The following is an 18,204-nucleotide window of genomic DNA, read 5'->3' on the forward strand; positions in this document are numbered from 1 at the left end:
GCGGCCCGTGGCCCCTTCCCCGCCGGCGCCGCCCTCAGACCCCCCTCGGGAGCGCCGTAGGAGATCGACGCTAACGATGTCAACGCGGGATGTGAATACGTCAACCTCCCCATTTCTTGTAAGAACTTCGCTCGATCGATCTCCTTGACACCAGTACCGTGACCTGGGCACTCTTGCCGCACAGCACAGGGGGGAGGCGCCCGTGTGGCAGGACGTGCTGGTCGAGGTCGGCTGCGTGGCGGGCGGTACGGCCGACCCGGCGCAGGCCGCCTCCGAGGCGCTGCGCGTCATCCACCGGATCGTCCCGTTCGCGGCGGCGTCCCTCAGCCGGTACGACCCGCTGACCGGGGAGCACCGCACCCTCGCCAACGACGGCTACCCCGACGACGTGCTGCGCTACCTGGACACCACGTTCGTGGACGACGACATCGGCTACCGGACGATGCGCGGCAGCAGCACCACCCCGCTGCGCTGGCGGGACGTGCCCGGCGAGGTGCCGTACCGGGAGACCCGCTCGGCCCTGGAGACGTTCCTGCCCAACGGCTTCGTCGAGGGCGTGACCGTGTGCCTGTACACCCGGGCGGGCCGCTACACCGGCAGCCTGCACCTGTCCACGGACAGCACCGCGCACCCCGCCGACGACGTGGTCCCCGCCCTGGTCGTGCTCCAGACGATGCTGTCCGGGGTCGCCGACGGGATGCGCGCCGCCACCGACCCGCTGACCCTGCTCGGCCCCGGCGACCGCGCGGCCGTGGTGAGCCGCGAGGGCCGGGCCGTCGCCGTACCGGGCTGCGACCTCGGACCGCAGCTGGCCCGGGGCGACGGGCTGGTGGCCGACGTCGCGCGGCACCTGGCCGGCGGGCACGTGCCGCCCCGGTTCTGGTGGCCGGACCCCGACGGCGGCTGGCACCAGGTGCGGATGTACCCGGTCGCGGGCGGCGCGGTCGTGGTCGAGACGCCGGCGCGGCTGCCGTACGAGCTGACCGCCCGGGAGCTGGACGTGCTGAACCTGATGGTCGCCGGGTACAGCAACCCGCAGATCGCCGGGGCGCTCACCGTCGCGCCGAAGACGGCCGCCAAGCACGTGGAGCACGTACTCGCCAAGTTGGGGTGCGGGTCGCGGACCGAGGCGGCGGTGCTCGCGATCCGGGAGGGGCTGATCCGGCTGCCGGACGAGACGATTCCCCGGCTGCGCGCCGTGGCGTGACCTGCCGGGTGCGGGGCTGGCGTAGGCGGCGGGCGCTGTCGTGGCCCGGCCCGCCGGCCGCTGGTGGTACCTGGGTGGTAGCTCCGTGGTCCGATGTCGGGGGCGCGCGCGGCCCGTAGGCTGCGGAGACATGAGGGAGTTGTTCCAGACGGTCGGCCGCGCGCTGCTCTTCGCGCTGTGGACCGGACGCGACAGCGGCCCGCCGATCCCCCGGTGGCGGAACGCGCGGGTGCTGCTCGTCGTGGCGGCCGCGCTGCTGGCGTGGTCCACCTGGTCGCTCCTGAACTCCCAGAGGAACCCGGACTCGCTGCGCGACCCGGTGCTCGCCGTGCTCAGCTGCCTGCCGCTCGCGCTGGTGGTCCGGTGGCCGCTGTGGGCGTGGCGGGTCATGGCGGCCGGCATGCTGCTCGGCGGTCTCGCCCGGGCGTATCTGGACAACCAGCCCTGGCCGTGGAACCCCGCCCAGATCCTGATCGGCCTGGTCGTGCTGTTCGTGGTGGCGCTGCGGAACACGGCCGGCGTGGTGACCTGGGTGGGTTTGATGACACTCGTCCCCATCGCGCTGTTCGTCGACCGGGACAACGTCGCCGCGTGCATGGTGCCCGTCGTCGTGCTCCTGCTGCTCGGCTACCAGATCGGCCGCCGCCGCCAGGCCCAGAGCCGGCTCAAGGTCGAGGAGCGGCGCACCGAGGTCGAGCACGCCCGGCGCGCCGTCCTGGAGGAGCGGACCAGGATCGCCCGGGAACTGCACGACGTCGTCGCGCACCACCTGTCGATGATCACGGTGCGCGCCCAGACCGCGCCGTACCGGATCCCGGACCTGCCCGAGTCCGCGACCACCGAGCTGGCCGAGCTCGGCGACGCGGCCCGCGAGGCGCTGACGGAGATGCGCCGGCTCCTGGGGGTGCTGCGCAGCGAGGACGCCGCCACCGAGCGCGCCCCGCAGCCCGGTCTCGACGCGCTCGGCGGCCTGCTGGAGACCGCGCGGGCCGCCGGGGTGCGGGTCGACGCGACCGTCACCGGGGAGGCGGTGCTGCCGGCCGGCGTCAGCCTCACGGGGTACCGGATCGTGCAGGAGGCCCTGTCCAACGCCAGCCGACACGCGCCCGGGGCGGCGGTGACCGTGGAGGTCCACCGGGAGCCGGCCGGGCTCGGGCTGCTGGTGTCCAACGGGGTCTCCCCGCACGGACCCACGACGCACTCCGGGCCGGGCCACGGCCTCGTCGGGATGCGCGAACGGGTCGGCATGCTCGGCGGCGAGCTGGCGGCCGGCCCCACCACCGACGGCGGTTGGCGGGTCAGCGCCCGGCTACCGTATACCGATGATTAGGGTCATGATCGTCGACGACCAGGCCATGGTGCGGCAGGGTTTCGGGGCGCTCCTCGCCGCGCAGCCCGACATCGAGGTCGTCGGGGACGCCGAGAACGGCGCGGCGGCGGTCGCCGTGGCCAAGCGGACCCTGCCGGACGTGGTCCTGATGGACGTCCGGATGCCCGTGATGGACGGCATCGAGGCGACCCGGATCATCCTGGACCAGACCGACGGCGCGCGGACCGCGACGGGCGCGGGCGGCCCGGACCGGCCGGAACCGCACCGGGTCCGGGTGCTCATCCTGACGACGTTCGACCTGGACGACTACGTGTACGAGGCCCTGCGCGCCGGCGCCAGCGGCTTCCTCCTCAAGGACGCGCCGGCCGCCGAGCTGATCCAGGCGGTCCGGATCGTCGCCGCCGGGGACGGGCTGCTCGCCCCGAGGGTGACCGGCCGGCTGATCGCGGAGTTCGCCCGCCGGCCGAGCGGTCCGCCGCCCGCCGCGATCGGCGCGCTGACCGCCCGGGAGACCGAGGTGCTCGTGCTGATCGCGCGCGGGCTGTCCAACGGGGAGATCGCCGCCGAGCTGGTGATCGCGGAGCAGACCATCAAGACGCACGTGGGGCGGATCCTGGGGAAGCTGGGGCTGCGGGACCGGGCCCAGGCGGTGGTCGCCGCCTACGAGAGCGGCCTGATCACCCCCCAGGGTTCCGCCTGAGTTTCCCGGGTCGGTCGTCGATCGCCTGGTAGGCGGCGGTCCGCAGATCGCTCCACATCGGTAGCCGCTGGTCTCCGGCGTGCGCTCGTCGCATCTCGAAGCACCCCGGGCAGAATCCGGAGACCGGTGTCCGGCACGCCAGGGATAAGCGCGTCCACAGTGGGCGGACGCCTATCACGGTCCGGCTTTCTCCGCACCCGCCCAGTCGTTCCGTTTTCGTCATGGGGAATTGGTTGACCTCACCCACTCGGCCGACTCCTCGATCCCGACGTCCGTGGATATGATCCGGCACAGTTATCCGTGCGCCGAAAGCATTGGACTCTCCAATCATGATCGACCATGACGAGATCATTGGCACCCCACGCATTGCGAGCGCCCCTGACCAGGCACAACGTCGGACTGCGAAGCGCCACTCGGAGAAACGGGGAAATTGGTTGGCACAAGCTGAAATGAATTTTCCTCACGGCTCCCGATGTTTACTCACCGATAACAAAACATTGTCTTTTCCGGTATCTCCGCCACTATTCGCCGAGGAAGTCGTCACGTCGACCGGTGAACTCGCCCGGCTGCGGGGAGGCGCCCGGTGGAGGTGATCGGGATCGATCTCGGCACCACGTACTCGGCGGTCGCCGCGCTCGCCGCCGACGGCCGGCCCGAGCTCCTGGTCAACCGGGACGGCGAGCGGCTGACCCCGTCCGTCGTGCTGTTCGAGAGTCCCACCGGGGTGCTGGTCGGCACCCTGGCCCGGCGGTCCGCCGCGAGCCGGCCCGGCGACTGCGTGCAGTTCGTCAAGCGCCGGATGGGCGAGGCGGCGGCGGTGCACGTCGACGCGGACGGTCGGGGGTACCGGGCCGAGGAGGTCTCCGCGCTCCTGCTCCGCCGGCTCGCCGAGGACGCCGCCACCGCGCTCGGCCGGCCGGTGCGCGACGTGGTGATCACGGTCCCCGCGTACTTCGACGACGCCCGGCGCACGGCCACCCGCGACGCCGGCCGGCTCGCCGGGCTCACCGTGCACCGCCTGGTCAACGAGCCCACCGCGGCGGCCGTCGGCTACGGGACGCACTCCGGCCAGGACGGCGTGTTCTTCGTCTACGACCTGGGCGGCGGCACGTTCGACGCCACCGTGCTGCGGGTGGTCGACGGCGACTACGAGGTGATCGCCACCGACGGGGACCGGCACCTCGGCGGGTGCGACTTCGACAACCTGCTGATCGGGTACCTGGCGACGCGGATCATCGAGCAGGGCGGCCCCGACGTCACCCGCGACCCGGTGCTGTCCGCCGAACTCCGCGAGCGCTGCGAGACCGCGAAGATCCGGCTGTCCACAGCGGACACCGCCTCGGTCCGGCTGACCGTGCGGGACCGGACGTACTCGTTCCAGGTGTCCCGGAGCGAGTTCGAGGACCTGTCGGCCGGGCTGCTGTACCGGACGGAACTGCTCCTGGAGTCCGTCATGGACGAGGCCCAGCTGTCCTGGCGCGACGTGGACCGGGTGCTCCTCGTCGGCGGCTGCACCCGGATGCCCATGGTCCGCGACCTGATCAGCCGGTTGACCCACCGGGTACCGGAGCCCGGCGTGCACCCCGACGAGGCGGTGGCGTTGGGGGCGGCCGTGATCGCCGGCTCGTTGACGGCGCCCCGGCCCACGGTGACGGTCACCGACGTCACCTCGCAGGCGCTGGGCACGATCGCCCTGGATGCGGACACCGGCCAGCTCACCAACTTCGTCATCATCCCCCGGAACAGCCCGGTCCCGTGCCGGTACGAGGAGACCTTCGTGACGGTGCAGCCCCGGCAGAGCAGACTGCACGCCTCCGTGACCGAGGGCGAGGACTCCGATCCGGAGCACGTCGCCGTCCTGCACCGCAGCGTGCTCGCCCTGCCGCCCGGGCTGCCCGACGAGGCCCCGATCCGGGTGGTGATGTCCTACGACGTGGACGGCGTGGCGCACGTCGAGACCATCGACGCCACCCACGACCGGCCGCTGGGCGCCGTCGCCCTCGACCGGCCGGCCAACCTCGATGGCGACCGGCTGGCCGCCAGCGAGGCCGCGCTCGCCCACCTGGGGGTGCGGTGACCGCGCCCGCAGAGGTGCTGGCCCGGCTGGAGGAGCTGCGGATGCTCGGCTCGCTGGCCCGGCTCGTGGAACGGCTCGACCGGTACGACGGGCCCGATCCCGGGTTCGTGGGCACCGTGCGCGAGGAACTGACCGAGGCGCTCGCCGGGCACGGTCCGGGCGGGTTCGAGCCCGTGGCCCCGGGCGGGGCGCCGGACGCGGGCGCCCCGGACCCGGGCAGGTCGCTGTTCGAACCGGCGGCTCCGGGGCGGGCGCCGACCGGGCCGGGGCGGGGGCTGTTCGAGCCGCCGGTCCGGGGCGGGTCGCTGTCGGAGCGGGCGGTCGGCTGGGGGTGGGGGTTCCTGCCGGTGCAGGTGGTGCTCGACGGCGCCGACGGGTTCCTCGTACCCGACGAAGGTCTGTGATCTTCGCGCGGTCCGGCGGCCCGGCCGGACCGCACGGCTCCTCACGCGACGGCCTCCTGGATGAGTACCCGCAGCTCCTCCATGGGGTCGCCGTCGCCGTAGGCCAGCATGTTCTTCGTCGCCGCGACGGTGAGCCCCGAGCCGGGGACCGCGTAGGCCAGGCTGCCGCCGAGGCCGCTGGTGCCGAACACGGTGCCGTCCTCCAGCAGGGCGTAGCCGAGGCCCATGGGGGACTCCTGGCCGAACGCCCAGTCCGGCCCGTGGTGGGTCACCGTCAGCGCCTCGCGCAGCCGGTCCGGGGAGATCAGGCGGACGCCGTCGACCTCGCCGAGCAGCGCGGCGTACATCCGGGCGACCGCGCGGGCGGTCACCGTGCCGGTCGCCGGCAGATCGGCGCGCAGCAGGTCGCGGCGGTTGCCGAGGGCCGCGTCCATCCGCACGCCGGGCGGCACGAGCCGGTCGAAGCGCGGGACGTGCGCGCTCAGGTGGTCCAGGGTCGCCGCCCAGTCGCGTTCCTCCAGGCGGGCGAGCCGGTCGAGATCCCCGTCGGGTACGCCGAAGAACAGCTCCCCCGCCACCCCCAGCGGCGCGGCCACGTCCTCGGCGAGCACCTCGGCGAGGGTCCGCCCCGTCGCCCGGCGCACGACCTCGCCGACGAGCCAGCCGAAGGTCCAGGCGTGGTAGCCGTACCCCTCGCCGGGCGGCCACTCGGGCACGCTGTCGGCCAGCACCGCGCACATCCCCTCCCAGTCGGCGAAGTCCTCGGGGGTGGTGTCGGCGGGCAGCGCCGGGACACCGGCCGTGTGGGCGAGCGCGTGCCGCAGGGTGGTGGCACCCTTGCCGTGCCGGGCGTACTCCGGCCACACGTCGGCGATCCGCAGGTCGTAGTCGAGGTGGCCGTGCTCGGCGAGGACGTGCACGGCCGTGGCGGCGAGGCCCTTGCCCGTGGAGTAGCTGAAGAACGGGGTGTCGGGGGTGACGGGCCGGCCGGTGGACAGGTCGGCGGTCCCCGCACAGGCGTCGACGATCAACTCCCCGTGCAGGTACGCCGCCACCTGCACGCCGACCTCCCGGCCCGAGGCGACGAGGGCGTCGATCCGGTGCTGCACCGTGGCCCGCAAGTTATCGATCATGCGGGCCACCCTGCCAGAACGACATGATTCGCCCCACTTCTTTTCGGGCCTCCCCACCGGCCGGGCCGATCCCGGACGCGGGACCCCTCGACCCCGGCGCGCGAACCCCGCCCGGTCCCCTACCGGGACCGTCGTAGGCTCGACGGATGTCGGTGATCATTCGGCCCGGTGGGCCCGACGACGTGCCCGCCGTGGGCGCGGTGCACTCCGCCGCGCGCCGGGCCGGCTACGCCCGGATCCTGCCTCCCGACGCGCTCGCGGCGATGGACCCCGACGCGATGCGCGCCTACTGGGCCGAGCGCCTGCCCCGCGAGGCCGGTACCCATCAGCTCCTGCTCGCCGAACGCGACGGCGCCCCGGTCGGCTTCTGTTACGTCGGCCCCGGCGGGGACGGCCGCGGCCTGCTGTGCGCGATCCACGTCGTCCCGCCCGCGCACGGCACCGGCGTCGCCCGGCTCCTGATGGCCGCCGCCCTCGACGCGCTCCGGTCGCGCGGCCACGACGCGTTCGAGCTGTGGGTCCTCGACGGCAACGACCGGGCGATCGCGTTCTACGGGAAGTGCGGCTGGAAACCCGACGGCACCCGGCGGACGGGGATGCTCGGCGACGTGGAGACCACCCAGGTGAGGTACACGTATGCGTGAGCTGGTCGTGCTGGGTACCGGCTCCCAGGCGCCGACCCGGACCCGCAACCACAACGGCTACTTCCTGCGCTGGGACGACCAGGGCCTGCTCTTCGACCCGGGCGAGGGCACCCAGCGCCAGATGCAGTACGCCGGAGTGGCCGCCTCCGACATCACCCGGCTGTGCGTGACCCACCTGCACGGCGACCACTGCCTCGGGGTGCCCGGCATCGTGCAGCGCCTGTCCCTCGACCAGGTCAAGCACCCGGTGACGGCGCACTACCCGGCCTCGGGCGCGGAGTACTTCCACCGCCTGCGGTACGCGTCCGCCTTCCACGAACGCGCCACCCTGGTGGAGGAGCCGGTGACCGGGGACGGCCCGCTCGGCGGCGGGCTGTCGGCCGCCCGGCTCGACCACCCGGTGGAGGCCTTCGGCTACCGGCTGGTCGAACCCGACGGCGTGCGGATGCTCCCCGCCGAGCTGGCCGCGCGCGGCATCTCCGGCCCGGCGGTGGCGGCGCTGATCCGCGAGGGCGGGCCCGCGCTGGCGGAGGTCAGCGAGGTGCGGCGCGGGCAGCGGTTCGCGTTCGTGATGGACACCCGGCTGTGCGACGGCGTGTACGCGCTCGCCGAGGGGGTCGACATGCTCGTCATCGAGTCGACGTTCCTGGACGCCGAGGCCGGGCTGGCCGCCGAGGTGGGGCATCTGACGGCGCGGCAGGCGGCTCGGATCGCGGCGGAGAGCGGGGTGCGGGCGCTGGTGTTGACGCACTTCTCGCAGCGGTACCCGGAGCTGGGGTCGTTCGAGGCGGAGGCGCGGGAGGAGTTCTCCGGGGAGTTGTACGTGGCGGCCGACCTGGACCGGATCCCGGTGCCCCGCCGGGTCTGACTCCTCCGTGGGCCTACGCCGCGCCGCCCGACCGGGTCTCCACCAGCGGCGCGCACCACCGCCCCAGCGCCGCCCGCAGCTCCGGCACCGAACCGCCCGCCCACGCCACGTGCCCGTCCGGCCGGATCAGTACCGCCCCGGGCACCGGCACCTCCCCGATCACGGGAATCCCCCACGCGTCCTCCGCCGACCGCGCCTCCACCACGGTGACCGCCCACTCCCCGGCCACCTCCGCGCAGCCGGGAGCCCCGCCCAGGTCCAGGAACACCGGCCGGGCCGCGTGCAGCAGCTCGAACAGCCGCAGGTCGCCGCCGGCGGACTTCAGGTCCACGTCGGGCACCCGGCGACCGACCAGCGGGTGGCCCTCGCCCAGGTCGTAGCGGAGGTCCAGCGCCGTGATCATGCCGGTGAGCGACCGGTTGACCTCGGCCATGCCGATCAGGTCCCGGAAGGTCGCCCGCAGCGCGTCGGTGTGCGGTCCGGGCCGGGCGAGGGCGGTCTGCGCGCGGGTGTTGTCCAGGACCCGCTCCGCGACCGGGTGCCGTTCGGCGCCGTAGCTGTCGAGGAGGTCGTCGGCCCACCGGGCCAGCAGGTGGTGATCCCGCCCGTCGGCCGCCTCCAGGTCCCGTCCGCCCGCCGGGCTGTGGCCCCGCACGGCGGCGGCCAGCTTCCAGCCCAGGTTCACCGCGTCCTGCACGCCCGTGTTCAGCCCCTGCCCGCCGGCCGGATAGTGGATGTGCGCCGCGTCGCCGGCCAACAGGATCCTGCCCTCCCGGTACCGCGAGGCCTGCCGGGCCGCGTCACCGAACCGGGACACCCAGCTCGGGCTGTGCATGCCGTGGTCGGTGCCGGCGATCCGGAGCATGGCCGCGCGCACGTCCTCGAAGGTGACCGGGGCGTCCCGGTCGGCGACCCGGTCGTGCTGGGTGGTCATCACCCGGTACCAGTCGGGGCCGAACCGCAGCACCGAGTAGTCGCCGTGTTCGCGCCGTTCCTGGAAGACCAGGCCGGTCGGCGGGTCGGTGAGCCGGACATCGGCGAGGAGCGCGGTGAGGGTCGCGGGGGTGCCGGGGAAGTCGATGCCGGCGACCTTGCGGACGGTGCTCCGCCCGCCGTCACAGCCCACCAGGTATCTCGCCCGGATCCGCTCGCCCCCGCCGAGCTCCACGTCCACCCCGTCGGCGTCCTGCCGCACCCCCACCACCTCGGCCGACCACCGCACCCGTCCGCCCAGCGCCGCCAGCCGCTCCGCCAGCAGCCGCTCCACCTCGGTCTGCACGAGCATCAGCGTGTACGGGTACCGCGTCTGGAACCCGCTGATGTCCAGCCACAGCGCGGAGAAGTGCGTGGCCGCGACCTCCCGCCCGGCGGCGAGGAACGGCGCGAGCATGCCGCGCTGGTCGAGCACCTCCAGTGTCCGGGCGTGCAGCCCGCCGGCCCGGGACTCGCCACCGCGCCCGGGCAGCCGGTCGAGCACCAGCACGTCCACTCCGGCGGTCCGCAGTTCGCAGGCGAGCATCAGGCCGGTCGGTCCGGCCCCGGCGATCAGTACTTCGGTCATCACGATCTCCTTAACAACGTTAAGCCCTTAACGTCGTTAAGGATGCAGTGAACAGTGTTAAGCTGTCAAGCGTGAAGCTCACCGCCGACCTGATCGCCCGCACCGCCCTCCGGCTGCTCGACGACGCCGGCCTCGACGGGCTCACCATGCGGCTCGTCGCGACGGAACTCGAGGTCAAGGCCCCCGCGCTGTACTGGCACGTGAAGAACAAACAGGAACTCCTCGACGCGATGGCCGCGATCATGCTCGCCGAGGCCGGCGCGGACCTCGAACTCCCCGGCCGCGACGTGCCCTGGGACGAATGGCTCGGCGACGAGGTCCGCCGGCTGCGCCGGGTGATGCTCGCCCACCGCGACGGCGCGCGGGTCCTCGCCGGCACACACGTGACCGACCCCGGCCTGTTCCGCAAGATGGAACTGACCCTGCGCACCCTCGTCGACGCCGGCTTCGACCTGCGGGTCGCCGCCCGCAGCTACCCCGCGCTGCTGCACTACACGATCGGCTTCACGATCGAGGAGCAGGCCAGGGCCGGCACGGCGTACCAGGACGCGAACCCCTACGAATCCGTCGCCACCCTGGTGGACCCGGAACGCTTCCCGCTCACCGCCCGGGCGATGCCGGACGTGTTCGACCGCGACACCGACGACGCGTTCGAGGCCGGGCTGCACGTCATCCTCGCCGGGTTGCGCGCCGTCCACAGTGCGGCCCGATAGACTCCCGCCTATGGTCACGCTGCACGGCTCCGGGGAGCACAAGGTCATCGCGCTGCACGGCTGGTTCGGCACCGGCGACGAGTGGGGCTCACTCCCCCGCTACCTGGACGGGACGGCGTTCACGTACGCCTTCCCCGACTACCGGGGCTACGGCACGCGCAAGGACGAGCCCGGCGAGTACACCCTCGCGGAGATCTCCGCCGACACGCTGGCCCTCGCCGACGACCTCGGCTGGGACACGTTCTCCCTGGTCGGCCACTCGATGGGCGGCACGGCCGCGCAACGGATCCTCGCCGACGCCCCGCACCGGGTCCGCCGGCTGGTCGGCGTCGCACCCATCCCCGCCTCGGGCTTCCCGTTCGACGAGGCCGGCTGGGCCCTGTTCTCCGGCGCGGCCGACTCCCCCGACAACCGGCGGATCATCATCGACTTCACCACGGGCAACCGCAACAGCGGCGCCTGGCTGGACGCGATGGTCGCGCACTCGGTGGCGACCTCCTCCCGCGACGCGTTCGCCGCGTACCTGGCCGAGTGGGGCCGGGCGGACTTCGCGCCGGAGATCGCGGGCAACCCGGTACCCGTCAAGGTGATCGTCGGGGAGCACGACCCGGCGGTCGCCCCGGCCCTGATGGACGCCACCTTCCTCGCGCACTACCCGAACGCCGAGCTGTGCGCGATGGCCAACGCGGGCCACTACCCGATGCACGAAACCCCGGTCCAACTGGCCACGGTCATCGAGTCCTTCCTCGACCCCAGCCGGTAGCACCCGAGACCCGGCGAGCGCCCCGCGCCGGCCGCATGAAGATCAACCCCATCATCTGGTTACGAGTGGGGCGGCGCCGGGCGCGCATCGGTTGCTCGGAGGGCTGCCACGTCGCGCGGCCCGCTGCGGGAATGCTCAGTCGGATTCCCACTCCGGCCGCAGGATCGAGTAGGTAACGGAGTCCCGCCACGCGCCGTGCACGTGCACGTGGGCCCGGATCCGCCCCTCTTCGGTGAAGCCGGCTTTGCGGAGCACCCGGTCGGAAGGCGCATTTTCGGGAGCGCGAGCAGCCCAGATGCGGTGAAGGCCGAGGTGCTCGAATCCCAGGGTGCAGAGCAATCCCACAATCTCTGTACCGAGCCCCTTCCCCCATGAGTCGGCGCGGGTGGCAAACCCGATGGTTGCCGAGTGGGGGCTTTCGACGGCCAGCCGGGCGAAGCCCACCACCGCGTCGTCATCGCAGCTCACGGCTGCCAGCGAATACTCGGCGCGCGGCTCTTCACCCGCGAGAGCAATCACCCTGGCTATCAGGTTCTCTACTTCTTCAGCGCTTCTGGGCTCGAAGCTCAAGTGGCGGGTCGCCTCGGCGTCGCCGTAGATCGCATGGATTCCCGCTACGTCCTGAACGCTGAATTCGCGAAGACAAAGGCGAGGGCCTGCTAGCGACACAGGGTACATACCGACGCACCTTACTGCCTGGCGCTGGCTGAAGTCATGCGGTGATGGACCGAGCCGAAGTGGCCGTGAATGTTTCTATCTCCTGGCGCGCTATCCGGGCCACCGAAGCGTTGCGCAGATGGGATTCGCACAGCGTCGTGTGGACCTTGCGGACACTCACGAGAACGCCGTGGATCCGTTGCTCCACCGGCATGTCCAGCACTGATCCGATCACGCCCACCGCCCCGTCGAGATCCCCTGACGACAGCCGGACCACCGCCAAGGCGTTGCGGGCGCCAGCCTGATCCCCGAAGGCCCACTCGTCGGGGCTCGCCTGTTCATAGGCCCGCACAGACTCCTCCGCCCTCGCCAACGTGCCGGCAGGCTTGTCAGGAAGCTGGGCCAGGGCAGCAGCGGTGTAGTAGAGCTGCCTGGGGTGCGCAAACGTCATGATCCCGCCGTATGCATCGAGGTCGTCGGCAATGAGTTGGTCCCGGCTCGCGTCTGCGGTCCTGACCAGCGCCGACGTCGTCAGGACATCACCCAACGTGGCGTGGGCCCTGGCCGCGAGGCAGGCCAACCATGTCCGGGAGGTGCCGGCCACCTGTTCGGCGGCGGCCATGCCGAGTTCGGCGTAGCGGACCGCGTGTTCGGGCTGACCGGCCCAGTAGCTGATCAGCGACTGGAGGCCACGGGTCCAGGCACGCAGCCCCGGGTGATCGGCGTTGTCCGCGCACACGAACGCGGCGCGGGCCTGCGTCATCGCCGAGCGGGCGTCCCCCAGGTCGTGGCTGGCCTTGGCGAGCATGCCGGTGCCGATCCCGGCGAGCAGGTAGAGGTCTCGGGCCTGGTTCGGCCGGACCCGCCCTTGGTCGAGCAGTTGGAACAACAGGTCCTGCACCTCGACCAGGTCGCCCATGATCTCGGACAACGGCTGTCGCGGGTAAGCCGCCGCCAGACGGGAGATCTCGTCGTGCAGCTGGGCCACCGTCTCCGGCCCGACGCTACTGCTCTCGGCCAGCGCTGTGAACCTCAGCGCTCTGCGTGCCGCCATCGTTACCTGCCTCTCCAGGTCCAGAGGCTCGGCCACCGCGGGCAGCGTCCTCTTCTCGGCTATCTCGGCCAGGTCGTGCGGCGCGAGCAGTTCGGCGATCGGCAACGCGAACATCGCCTCCAACACCCGGCACTGGTCGGGACGCGGCAGGGTCTTGAGCACGCCGGCATACCAGCGCTCGAACTGCCGCTGGGACACCGTCAACCGCGCCAGGCTGCCGTTTCCCTCCTGTTCGGCGAGCGCCTTCGCCGTCCGCTCGAACTGGATCAGGAACGTCTCGTAGCGCTGCCAGTGCCTGCGGCTGAGCAGCACCCGCATGGTTGTCGGAGCGCCGACCATCGAACCTCCCGCATGACGATCCTGAGTCGACAGTAGGCGCGCGCCGCACGGGTTGACAGGGATTGTCCGGGGAAGTCGGCAGTAACGACGTCCCAACGACGGCACCTACGACGCAGCCGCCCACCCGCCGGAGTCGCCCTCAGGACGTTTGTCTAGTCGAGTTCGAGCGGGGCCAGGCCGAAGCGCCAGGAGACCGTGTCGCCCTCCCGCAGCACGAGCGCGTGCAGATAGCAGGGCTCGTCGTCGTCCTCGTCGATCAGCAGCCAGGTCGAGGTCGGGTGTCCCGCTGCCGCGAGAGCCTCGTCCGCCAGCCATCTCCCGTCGGCCGGCCCGGGCTCGAAGTACTCCGCTGCGAGCGCGAAGTCCGGGCCCGGCTCCATCCGGCCGTGGAGCCAGGGAAAATCCCCGCTCACGACCACCAGCGACGCCACATGCCGATCGCCCACCAGCCACTTGCTCACGCTGCTCCCCACCACCCGAGCCTAAGCCAGGGCACCGGTCCGGGACGGGTCGGCCGGATGTGTTCGAACTGGGGGACGTCCGGGTGCTAGGGGACGTCGCCGTGCAGGTCCCTGGTGTGCCAGTCGAACACTGTGCCGTCCAAGCGTCGTCTCCGCCCACCCGGGGCGAACCCGGCCCGCCGCGCGACCGCAGCAGACGCGGGATTCCCCGGCTCCACCTGGATCACGGCCTCCCGCGCACCCACCCCGGCCGCATATCCGCACACCAGCAGCACCGCCCGGGTCGCCAGTCCCCGCCCCCGCCAGTCCCGGCCGGGGTGTCGCGGGGGTGGCCGGGGCGCGGGCTGGGGGCCTCTGTGTGTCGCAGCCCGCAGGAAACGGGGCAGTGCCGCCGGCCGCGCCCACCTAGCCTGGACGCATGGCGCAGCACACCTCCAGGGTGATCCTCATCGCTAGGTTTGTCTCTACGACGTGGGTGCTCATGTCCGGGGGGTTGCTGTTCATGGACGTGTTTTCCTGGAACACACCGGCCCCGGCGCGGGTGACCGCCCAGATCACCTCCATCGACGAACTCAACACCTCCCGCACCCCGTACTACCTCGCCCGCTTCTCCACCTCCGACGGTGACACCTGCGAGGCCGCGCACATCCTCGGCGATCCGAAGGCCCGCGAGCGCAAGGTCGGCGACCAGGTCCAGGTCCTCTACCGGCACGGGCAACTGTGCAGGGTGGTCGGCCACGCCGACGAGAAGGCGGAGAGCGCGGGCGGCTTCTCGAACGTGCCGTACTTCGTCGCGGGCCTGGCGCTGAGCTACGTGGCCTGGTTCCGCCCACAGGTGCTCACCAGGTTGCTCGAACGCTGAAAAGGCCCACCTTCTACCAACTCCGGCGCACCGTGCCCTTCTGTCCGGCGACCAGACTCGCCGCCGGCACGTCGTCGGCCACGATCGCCCCGGCGGCGACCACGGCGTCGCGGCCGATGCTGACGCCGGGCAGGATCATCGCGCCGGCACCGATCCACACGTTCTCCGCGACGTCGATGGGCGCTCCGGTGAGGAACCGGCGCCGCTCGTCGGGGTCCACAGGGTGGCCCATGGTGATGAATGTGACCTTCGGACCGACCATCACACCCTCACCGAGCCGGATCCCAGCGTAGTCGAGGAACGTGCAGCCCTGGTTGACGAACACGCGCCCGGCCAGGTCCAGGTTGAGGCCGTGGTCGGTGTAGAAGGGCGGATAGATGGTGGCCCTCGACGGGAGTGGGCGGCCCAGGATCTGTGCGAACAGCGCCGCCTTTCCCGCCTCGTCGTCGAAGGGCAGCACGTTGAGGCGCGAGGTCAGCTCGGTGACGTGGAGTACCCGCTCGCTCATCGCCCTGAAGTCGGGGCCGAGGACCCGTTCGCCCCTGGCGAGGAGCTCGGGATCGTGGATGGGCAGGAAGCGGTCGTTGATCATTCGACCATTGTCGTGTCCCTGCCGCCGGGGCGGGAATGTCGTTGACAGGGTCGGGGCCTGTTGATGTGCTCTGACGACTGACCGTCGGCAGACAAGGACTCCTCCTCTGTGAGTGACACACCGGATCTGGGTGCCCCGCCCGAGCGCGTCGACGTCTCCGCCGAGCTGGTGGGTCGGCTCGTGGCCGCGCAGTTCCCGCAGTGGGCCGGCCTGCCCGTCACTCCGGTGGCGCGGGGCGGCTGGGACAACTTCACGTTCCATCTCGGGGCGGAGTTGTCGGTGCGGATGCCGAGCGCGGCGGAGTACGCGCTGGCGGTGGAGAAGGAGCACCGGTGGCTGCCGGAGTTGGCGCCCCGCCTGCCGTTGCCGGTCTCCACGCCGGTCGCGAAGGGCCAACCCGGTGAGGGGTACCCGTTCCCGTGGTCGGTCTACTCGTGGCTCGACGGCGAGACGGCGCGCGCCGACCGGATCGCCGACCCGGTGCGGTTCGCGGGCGACCTGGCCGGGTTCCTGGCGGCGTTGCGGCGGGTCGATCCGGCGTACGGTCCGCGTCCGGGGACGCACAACTGGTTCCGGGGCGGGACCCTGCGGACGTTCGACAACATCGTGCGGGAGGCGCTCGCGGCGTTGGCCGGCCGTGTCGACGGGGATCTGGTCGCCGAAATGTGGCGGGACGCGCTGGGTACGCCGTGGGACGGGGCCGAGTCGTGGTTGCACGGTGATGTCGCGCGGGGCAATCTGCTGGTCCGGGGCGGGCGGTTGGCGGCGGTCATCGACTTCGGGACCTGCGGGGTCGGCGATCCGGCGTGTGACCTGGCGGTCGCGTGGACGCTGCTGACCGTCGAGGGGCGGCGGGTGTTCCGGGCGGCGCTCGGCGTGGACGACGCGGAGTGGGCTCGGGGGCGCGGGTGGGCGCTGTGGAAGACCCTCTCCACCTGCGCGTACTCGGTGGACGACGTCGATGAGGACGCCGAGGACGCGCGGCGGGTCCTGGACGGCATCCTCGGGGAGTACGCGGCGGGGCTGGCGTAGAGGCCCGCGCACGTACACTCGATCGATGGATCTCGCCATTCTCGGGCTGGCCGCCCTGGTGTTCGTCGCGCTGGTCTTCGGGGTGGAGAAGGTCGTCAGGGTCCGCCGCCTGCAGAACACGCGCGAAGCGCCCCGGGGGCCACGCGCCTACGACGGTCTCGGGCAGGACTCCACGATCATCGTCGTGCCGGACACGTCCAGCTCCGGGTCGGACTCAGGGTCCGGTGGCGGCTCGCAGTGAGTACGCGGGGGGACATGCCGCGGATCGGCTGATGCGCGTCGGGGGCCGCCCCACTCGTAATCGGATGATGGGGTTGATCTCAGGGCTCGGTCTGTGACCCGAAACTCCGTCCCTGGCGCGTGCAACCGGCCGGCGCGTGCCGTGTGTATGACTGCGTAGACCGACAACAGGACGGCGCGCATGAGCGGAACGGAAAGCTTCGACCAGTTCTACCGGGACACCCACCGGCGGGTACTGACCTATCTCTATGCCGTCTGCGGGGACCTGAACACGGCCCAGGACGTCACCCAGGAGGCGTACGCCCGCGCCTGGCAACGCTGGGGCAGGCTCTCGACCTACGACGACCCCGAGGCGTGGGTCCGCACCGTCGGCTGGCGGTTGGCCGCCGGCACCTGGCGGACCGCCAAACGGTGGCTCGCCGCCCGGGTCCGGCTCGCCGAGCCCGATGTCAGCGCCGGCCCCTCGCCGGACAACGTGGCGATCATGGCGGCGCTGGCCCGGATCCCGGCCGCCCAGCGGGAGGCGGTGGTGCTGCACCACCTGTGTGGGCAGTCCGTCGCCGAGATCGCCGAGGCCACGTCCACGCCGGCCGGCACCGTGAAGGCCCGGTTGTCCCGGGGCCGCTCCGCACTGGCAGTACTGCTCACCGACTCATGGGAAGCGACCGAAAATGTCTGAGAAACTGACTGATGCCCTCGGTGGCCTGACCCACGACACCGAGTCGGTACTGATGCCCGGCGCCGCGGCGATCCGTCGGCGGGGTGCGCGGAGGACCCGGCGGACGGCGATCATGGCGGGGGTCGCGGCGTTGGCCGTGGTCGGCGGGGTGGCGTTCGGGGTGTCCTCGTTCGCGGGCGGGGAGCGTCCGGCGCCGCCGCCGCCGGGGACCTCGACGTCGGCGAGCCCGTCCGCGAGCCCGAGCCCGAGTGCGAGCGCCAGTCCCTCCCGGGTGCCGGATCCGGGGCCGATCCCGGACGGCGCGATGCTGCGGGCCTCGGACCTCAAGCTGGGCTCGGCGGCGGCGGACATCGACACCGAGACCATCGCGGAGTACGGGGCGATGACCCTGTCGGTGTGCGGCGGGTACCCGAGCGAGGGCCAGCGGGCGCAGACCCGGCGGCTGTCCGGGCACCTCGCGCTGCCGGACGAGTTGGAGCGCCTGGGCCAGGGCATCGTGAGCACGGTGCAGGAGCGGGTGTCGATCTACCGGGCGGGTGGCGCCGCCGCGTTCCTCGGTGAGGTACGCGAGCAGGTCGGGCGGTGCCCGGGCGTGCCGGGGGCGGGCTCCGGCGCGTGGCAGATCCTCGGGTCGGCCGGGCTGGGCGACGACTCGGTGGTGCTGCGGAACACGAAGTACGTGACGTACCTGCCCGGGAAGCCGGGTGGCGAGCAGCAGACCTACGCGGTACTCGTCCGGATCGGCGATGTGGTCGTGGTGGTCGCCGACCTGGGCTGGGAGACGGGCGCCGGACACGAGCCGGTGCTCCGCCAGATCGCGGCGCGGGCGGTGGAGCGGGCGGCGGTGCTGCGCTAGGCACTTCCGGGGCGGGGCCACGGGGCCCGCCC

At 72.4% G+C, this 18,204-nt stretch carries 21 protein-coding genes; 14 read left to right on the top strand and 7 right to left on the bottom strand.

What is annotated here, in order from left to right:
• Positions 1-202: 202 nt before the first annotated feature.
• The 5 genes from AB0M43_RS18445 (at position 203) to AB0M43_RS18465 (ending at position 5,718) form a co-directional block, all read left to right on the top strand.
• Positions 203-1,207 carry a LuxR C-terminal-related transcriptional regulator gene (locus AB0M43_RS18445; protein WP_363726127.1) on the top strand — a complete coding sequence of 335 codons (1,005 nt, stop codon included), beginning with the start codon at positions 203-205 and terminating at the stop codon, positions 1,205-1,207.
• A gap of 130 nt (positions 1,208-1,337) precedes the next feature.
• Positions 1,338-2,537 (top strand): histidine kinase, encoded by a 1,200-nt coding sequence (locus tag AB0M43_RS18450; RefSeq protein WP_363726129.1) that lies wholly within the window; start codon positions 1,338-1,340, stop codon positions 2,535-2,537.
• Entirely contained in the window at positions 2,530-3,237 is a 708-nt protein-coding gene (locus AB0M43_RS18455; RefSeq protein ID WP_363726131.1) for a response regulator transcription factor, read from the top strand. The genes AB0M43_RS18450 and AB0M43_RS18455 overlap by 8 nt, the downstream gene beginning before the upstream one ends.
• A gap of 583 nt (positions 3,238-3,820) precedes the next feature.
• Complete coding sequence (locus AB0M43_RS18460) at positions 3,821-5,314, top strand: Hsp70 family protein (RefSeq protein ID WP_363726133.1); 1,494 nt, start codon at positions 3,821-3,823, stop codon at positions 5,312-5,314.
• On the top strand, positions 5,311-5,718 hold the full coding sequence (locus AB0M43_RS18465) for a hypothetical protein (protein WP_363726135.1): 408 nt from the start codon (positions 5,311-5,313) through the stop codon (positions 5,716-5,718). The genes AB0M43_RS18460 and AB0M43_RS18465 overlap by 4 nt, the downstream gene beginning before the upstream one ends.
• 41 nt (positions 5,719-5,759) lie before the next feature.
• Here the strand turns inward: AB0M43_RS18465 and AB0M43_RS18470 are convergent, their stop codons facing one another.
• The gene (locus AB0M43_RS18470) at positions 5,760-6,851 is read right to left on the bottom strand and encodes a serine hydrolase domain-containing protein (RefSeq protein WP_363726137.1); all 1,092 of its coding nucleotides are present in this window, start codon (positions 6,849-6,851) and stop codon (positions 5,760-5,762) included.
• 146 nt (positions 6,852-6,997) lie between these two features.
• Here AB0M43_RS18470 and AB0M43_RS18475 point away from each other — a divergent pair, with 146 nt between their 5' ends.
• Positions 6,998-7,495 (top strand): GNAT family N-acetyltransferase, encoded by a 498-nt coding sequence (locus AB0M43_RS18475; RefSeq protein ID WP_363726139.1) that lies wholly within the window; start codon positions 6,998-7,000, stop codon positions 7,493-7,495.
• Positions 7,488-8,363 (top strand): ribonuclease Z, encoded by an 876-nt coding sequence (locus tag AB0M43_RS18480; RefSeq protein ID WP_363726140.1) that lies wholly within the window; start codon positions 7,488-7,490, stop codon positions 8,361-8,363. Before AB0M43_RS18475 ends, AB0M43_RS18480 begins: the two co-directional genes overlap by 8 nt.
• A 13-nt stretch (positions 8,364-8,376) precedes the next feature.
• Here the strand turns inward: AB0M43_RS18480 and AB0M43_RS18485 are convergent, their stop codons facing one another.
• On the bottom strand, positions 8,377-9,924 hold the full coding sequence (locus AB0M43_RS18485) for an FAD-dependent monooxygenase (protein WP_363726142.1): 1,548 nt from the start codon (positions 9,922-9,924) through the stop codon (positions 8,377-8,379).
• A gap of 71 nt (positions 9,925-9,995) precedes the next feature.
• On the opposite strand from AB0M43_RS18485, the gene AB0M43_RS18490 reads away from it, so the two are divergent.
• Together AB0M43_RS18490 and AB0M43_RS18495 are read left to right on the top strand one after the other, a co-directional pair.
• Positions 9,996-10,637, top strand: coding sequence for a TetR/AcrR family transcriptional regulator C-terminal domain-containing protein (locus AB0M43_RS18490; protein WP_363726144.1), 642 nt, complete (start codon positions 9,996-9,998; stop codon positions 10,635-10,637).
• A 10-nt stretch (positions 10,638-10,647) separates the two neighbouring features.
• Positions 10,648-11,400, top strand: coding sequence for an alpha/beta hydrolase (locus AB0M43_RS18495; RefSeq protein ID WP_363726146.1), 753 nt, complete (start codon positions 10,648-10,650; stop codon positions 11,398-11,400).
• A gap of 135 nt (positions 11,401-11,535) precedes the next feature.
• Here AB0M43_RS18495 and AB0M43_RS18500 read toward each other — a convergent pair whose 3' ends face one another.
• The 4 genes from AB0M43_RS18500 to AB0M43_RS18515 form a co-directional block, all read right to left on the bottom strand.
• Positions 11,536-12,078 carry a GNAT family protein gene (locus AB0M43_RS18500; RefSeq protein WP_363726148.1) on the bottom strand — a complete coding sequence of 181 codons (543 nt, stop codon included), beginning with the start codon at positions 12,076-12,078 and terminating at the stop codon, positions 11,536-11,538.
• A gap of 34 nt (positions 12,079-12,112) precedes the next feature.
• Entirely contained in the window at positions 12,113-13,450 is a 1,338-nt protein-coding gene (locus AB0M43_RS18505; RefSeq protein ID WP_363726150.1) for a hypothetical protein, read from the bottom strand.
• 152 nt (positions 13,451-13,602) lie between these two features.
• On the bottom strand, positions 13,603-13,911 hold the full coding sequence (locus AB0M43_RS18510) for a hypothetical protein (RefSeq protein ID WP_363726152.1): 309 nt from the start codon (positions 13,909-13,911) through the stop codon (positions 13,603-13,605).
• A gap of 86 nt (positions 13,912-13,997) precedes the next feature.
• Positions 13,998-14,297: a GNAT family protein gene (locus tag AB0M43_RS18515; protein ID WP_363726976.1), complete on the bottom strand. Its 300-nt coding sequence runs from the start codon at positions 14,295-14,297 to the stop codon at positions 13,998-14,000.
• Positions 14,298-14,413: 116 nt separating this feature from the next.
• Here AB0M43_RS18515 and AB0M43_RS18520 point away from each other — a divergent pair, with 116 nt between their 5' ends.
• Positions 14,414-14,773 (top strand): hypothetical protein, encoded by a 360-nt coding sequence (locus tag AB0M43_RS18520; RefSeq protein WP_363726154.1) that lies wholly within the window; start codon positions 14,414-14,416, stop codon positions 14,771-14,773.
• A 13-nt stretch (positions 14,774-14,786) separates the two neighbouring features.
• Here the strand turns inward: AB0M43_RS18520 and AB0M43_RS18525 are convergent, their stop codons facing one another.
• On the bottom strand, positions 14,787-15,365 hold the full coding sequence (locus AB0M43_RS18525; RefSeq protein ID WP_363726155.1) for a DapH/DapD/GlmU-related protein: 579 nt from the start codon (positions 15,363-15,365) through the stop codon (positions 14,787-14,789).
• 108 nt (positions 15,366-15,473) lie between these two features.
• On the opposite strand from AB0M43_RS18525, the gene AB0M43_RS18530 reads away from it, so the two are divergent.
• From AB0M43_RS18530 to AB0M43_RS18545, 4 genes are all read left to right on the top strand, one after another.
• On the top strand, positions 15,474-16,397 hold the full coding sequence (locus AB0M43_RS18530) for an aminoglycoside phosphotransferase family protein (protein WP_363726157.1): 924 nt from the start codon (positions 15,474-15,476) through the stop codon (positions 16,395-16,397).
• Positions 16,398-16,422: 25 nt separating this feature from the next.
• On the top strand, positions 16,423-16,638 hold the full coding sequence (locus AB0M43_RS18535) for a hypothetical protein (RefSeq protein WP_363726159.1): 216 nt from the start codon (positions 16,423-16,425) through the stop codon (positions 16,636-16,638).
• Positions 16,639-16,818: 180 nt separating this feature from the next.
• Positions 16,819-17,316, top strand: a complete 498-nt coding sequence (locus AB0M43_RS18540) for a SigE family RNA polymerase sigma factor (protein WP_363726161.1) — start codon at positions 16,819-16,821, stop codon at positions 17,314-17,316.
• Positions 17,309-18,172 (top strand): hypothetical protein, encoded by an 864-nt coding sequence (locus AB0M43_RS18545; RefSeq protein WP_363726163.1) that lies wholly within the window; start codon positions 17,309-17,311, stop codon positions 18,170-18,172. Before AB0M43_RS18540 ends, AB0M43_RS18545 begins: the two co-directional genes overlap by 8 nt.
• Positions 18,173-18,204 lie beyond the last annotated feature (32 nt).

It is taken from the genome of Longispora sp. NPDC051575 (genome assembly GCF_040681875.1).
Lineage (GTDB): Bacteria > Actinomycetota > Actinomycetes > Mycobacteriales > Micromonosporaceae > Longispora.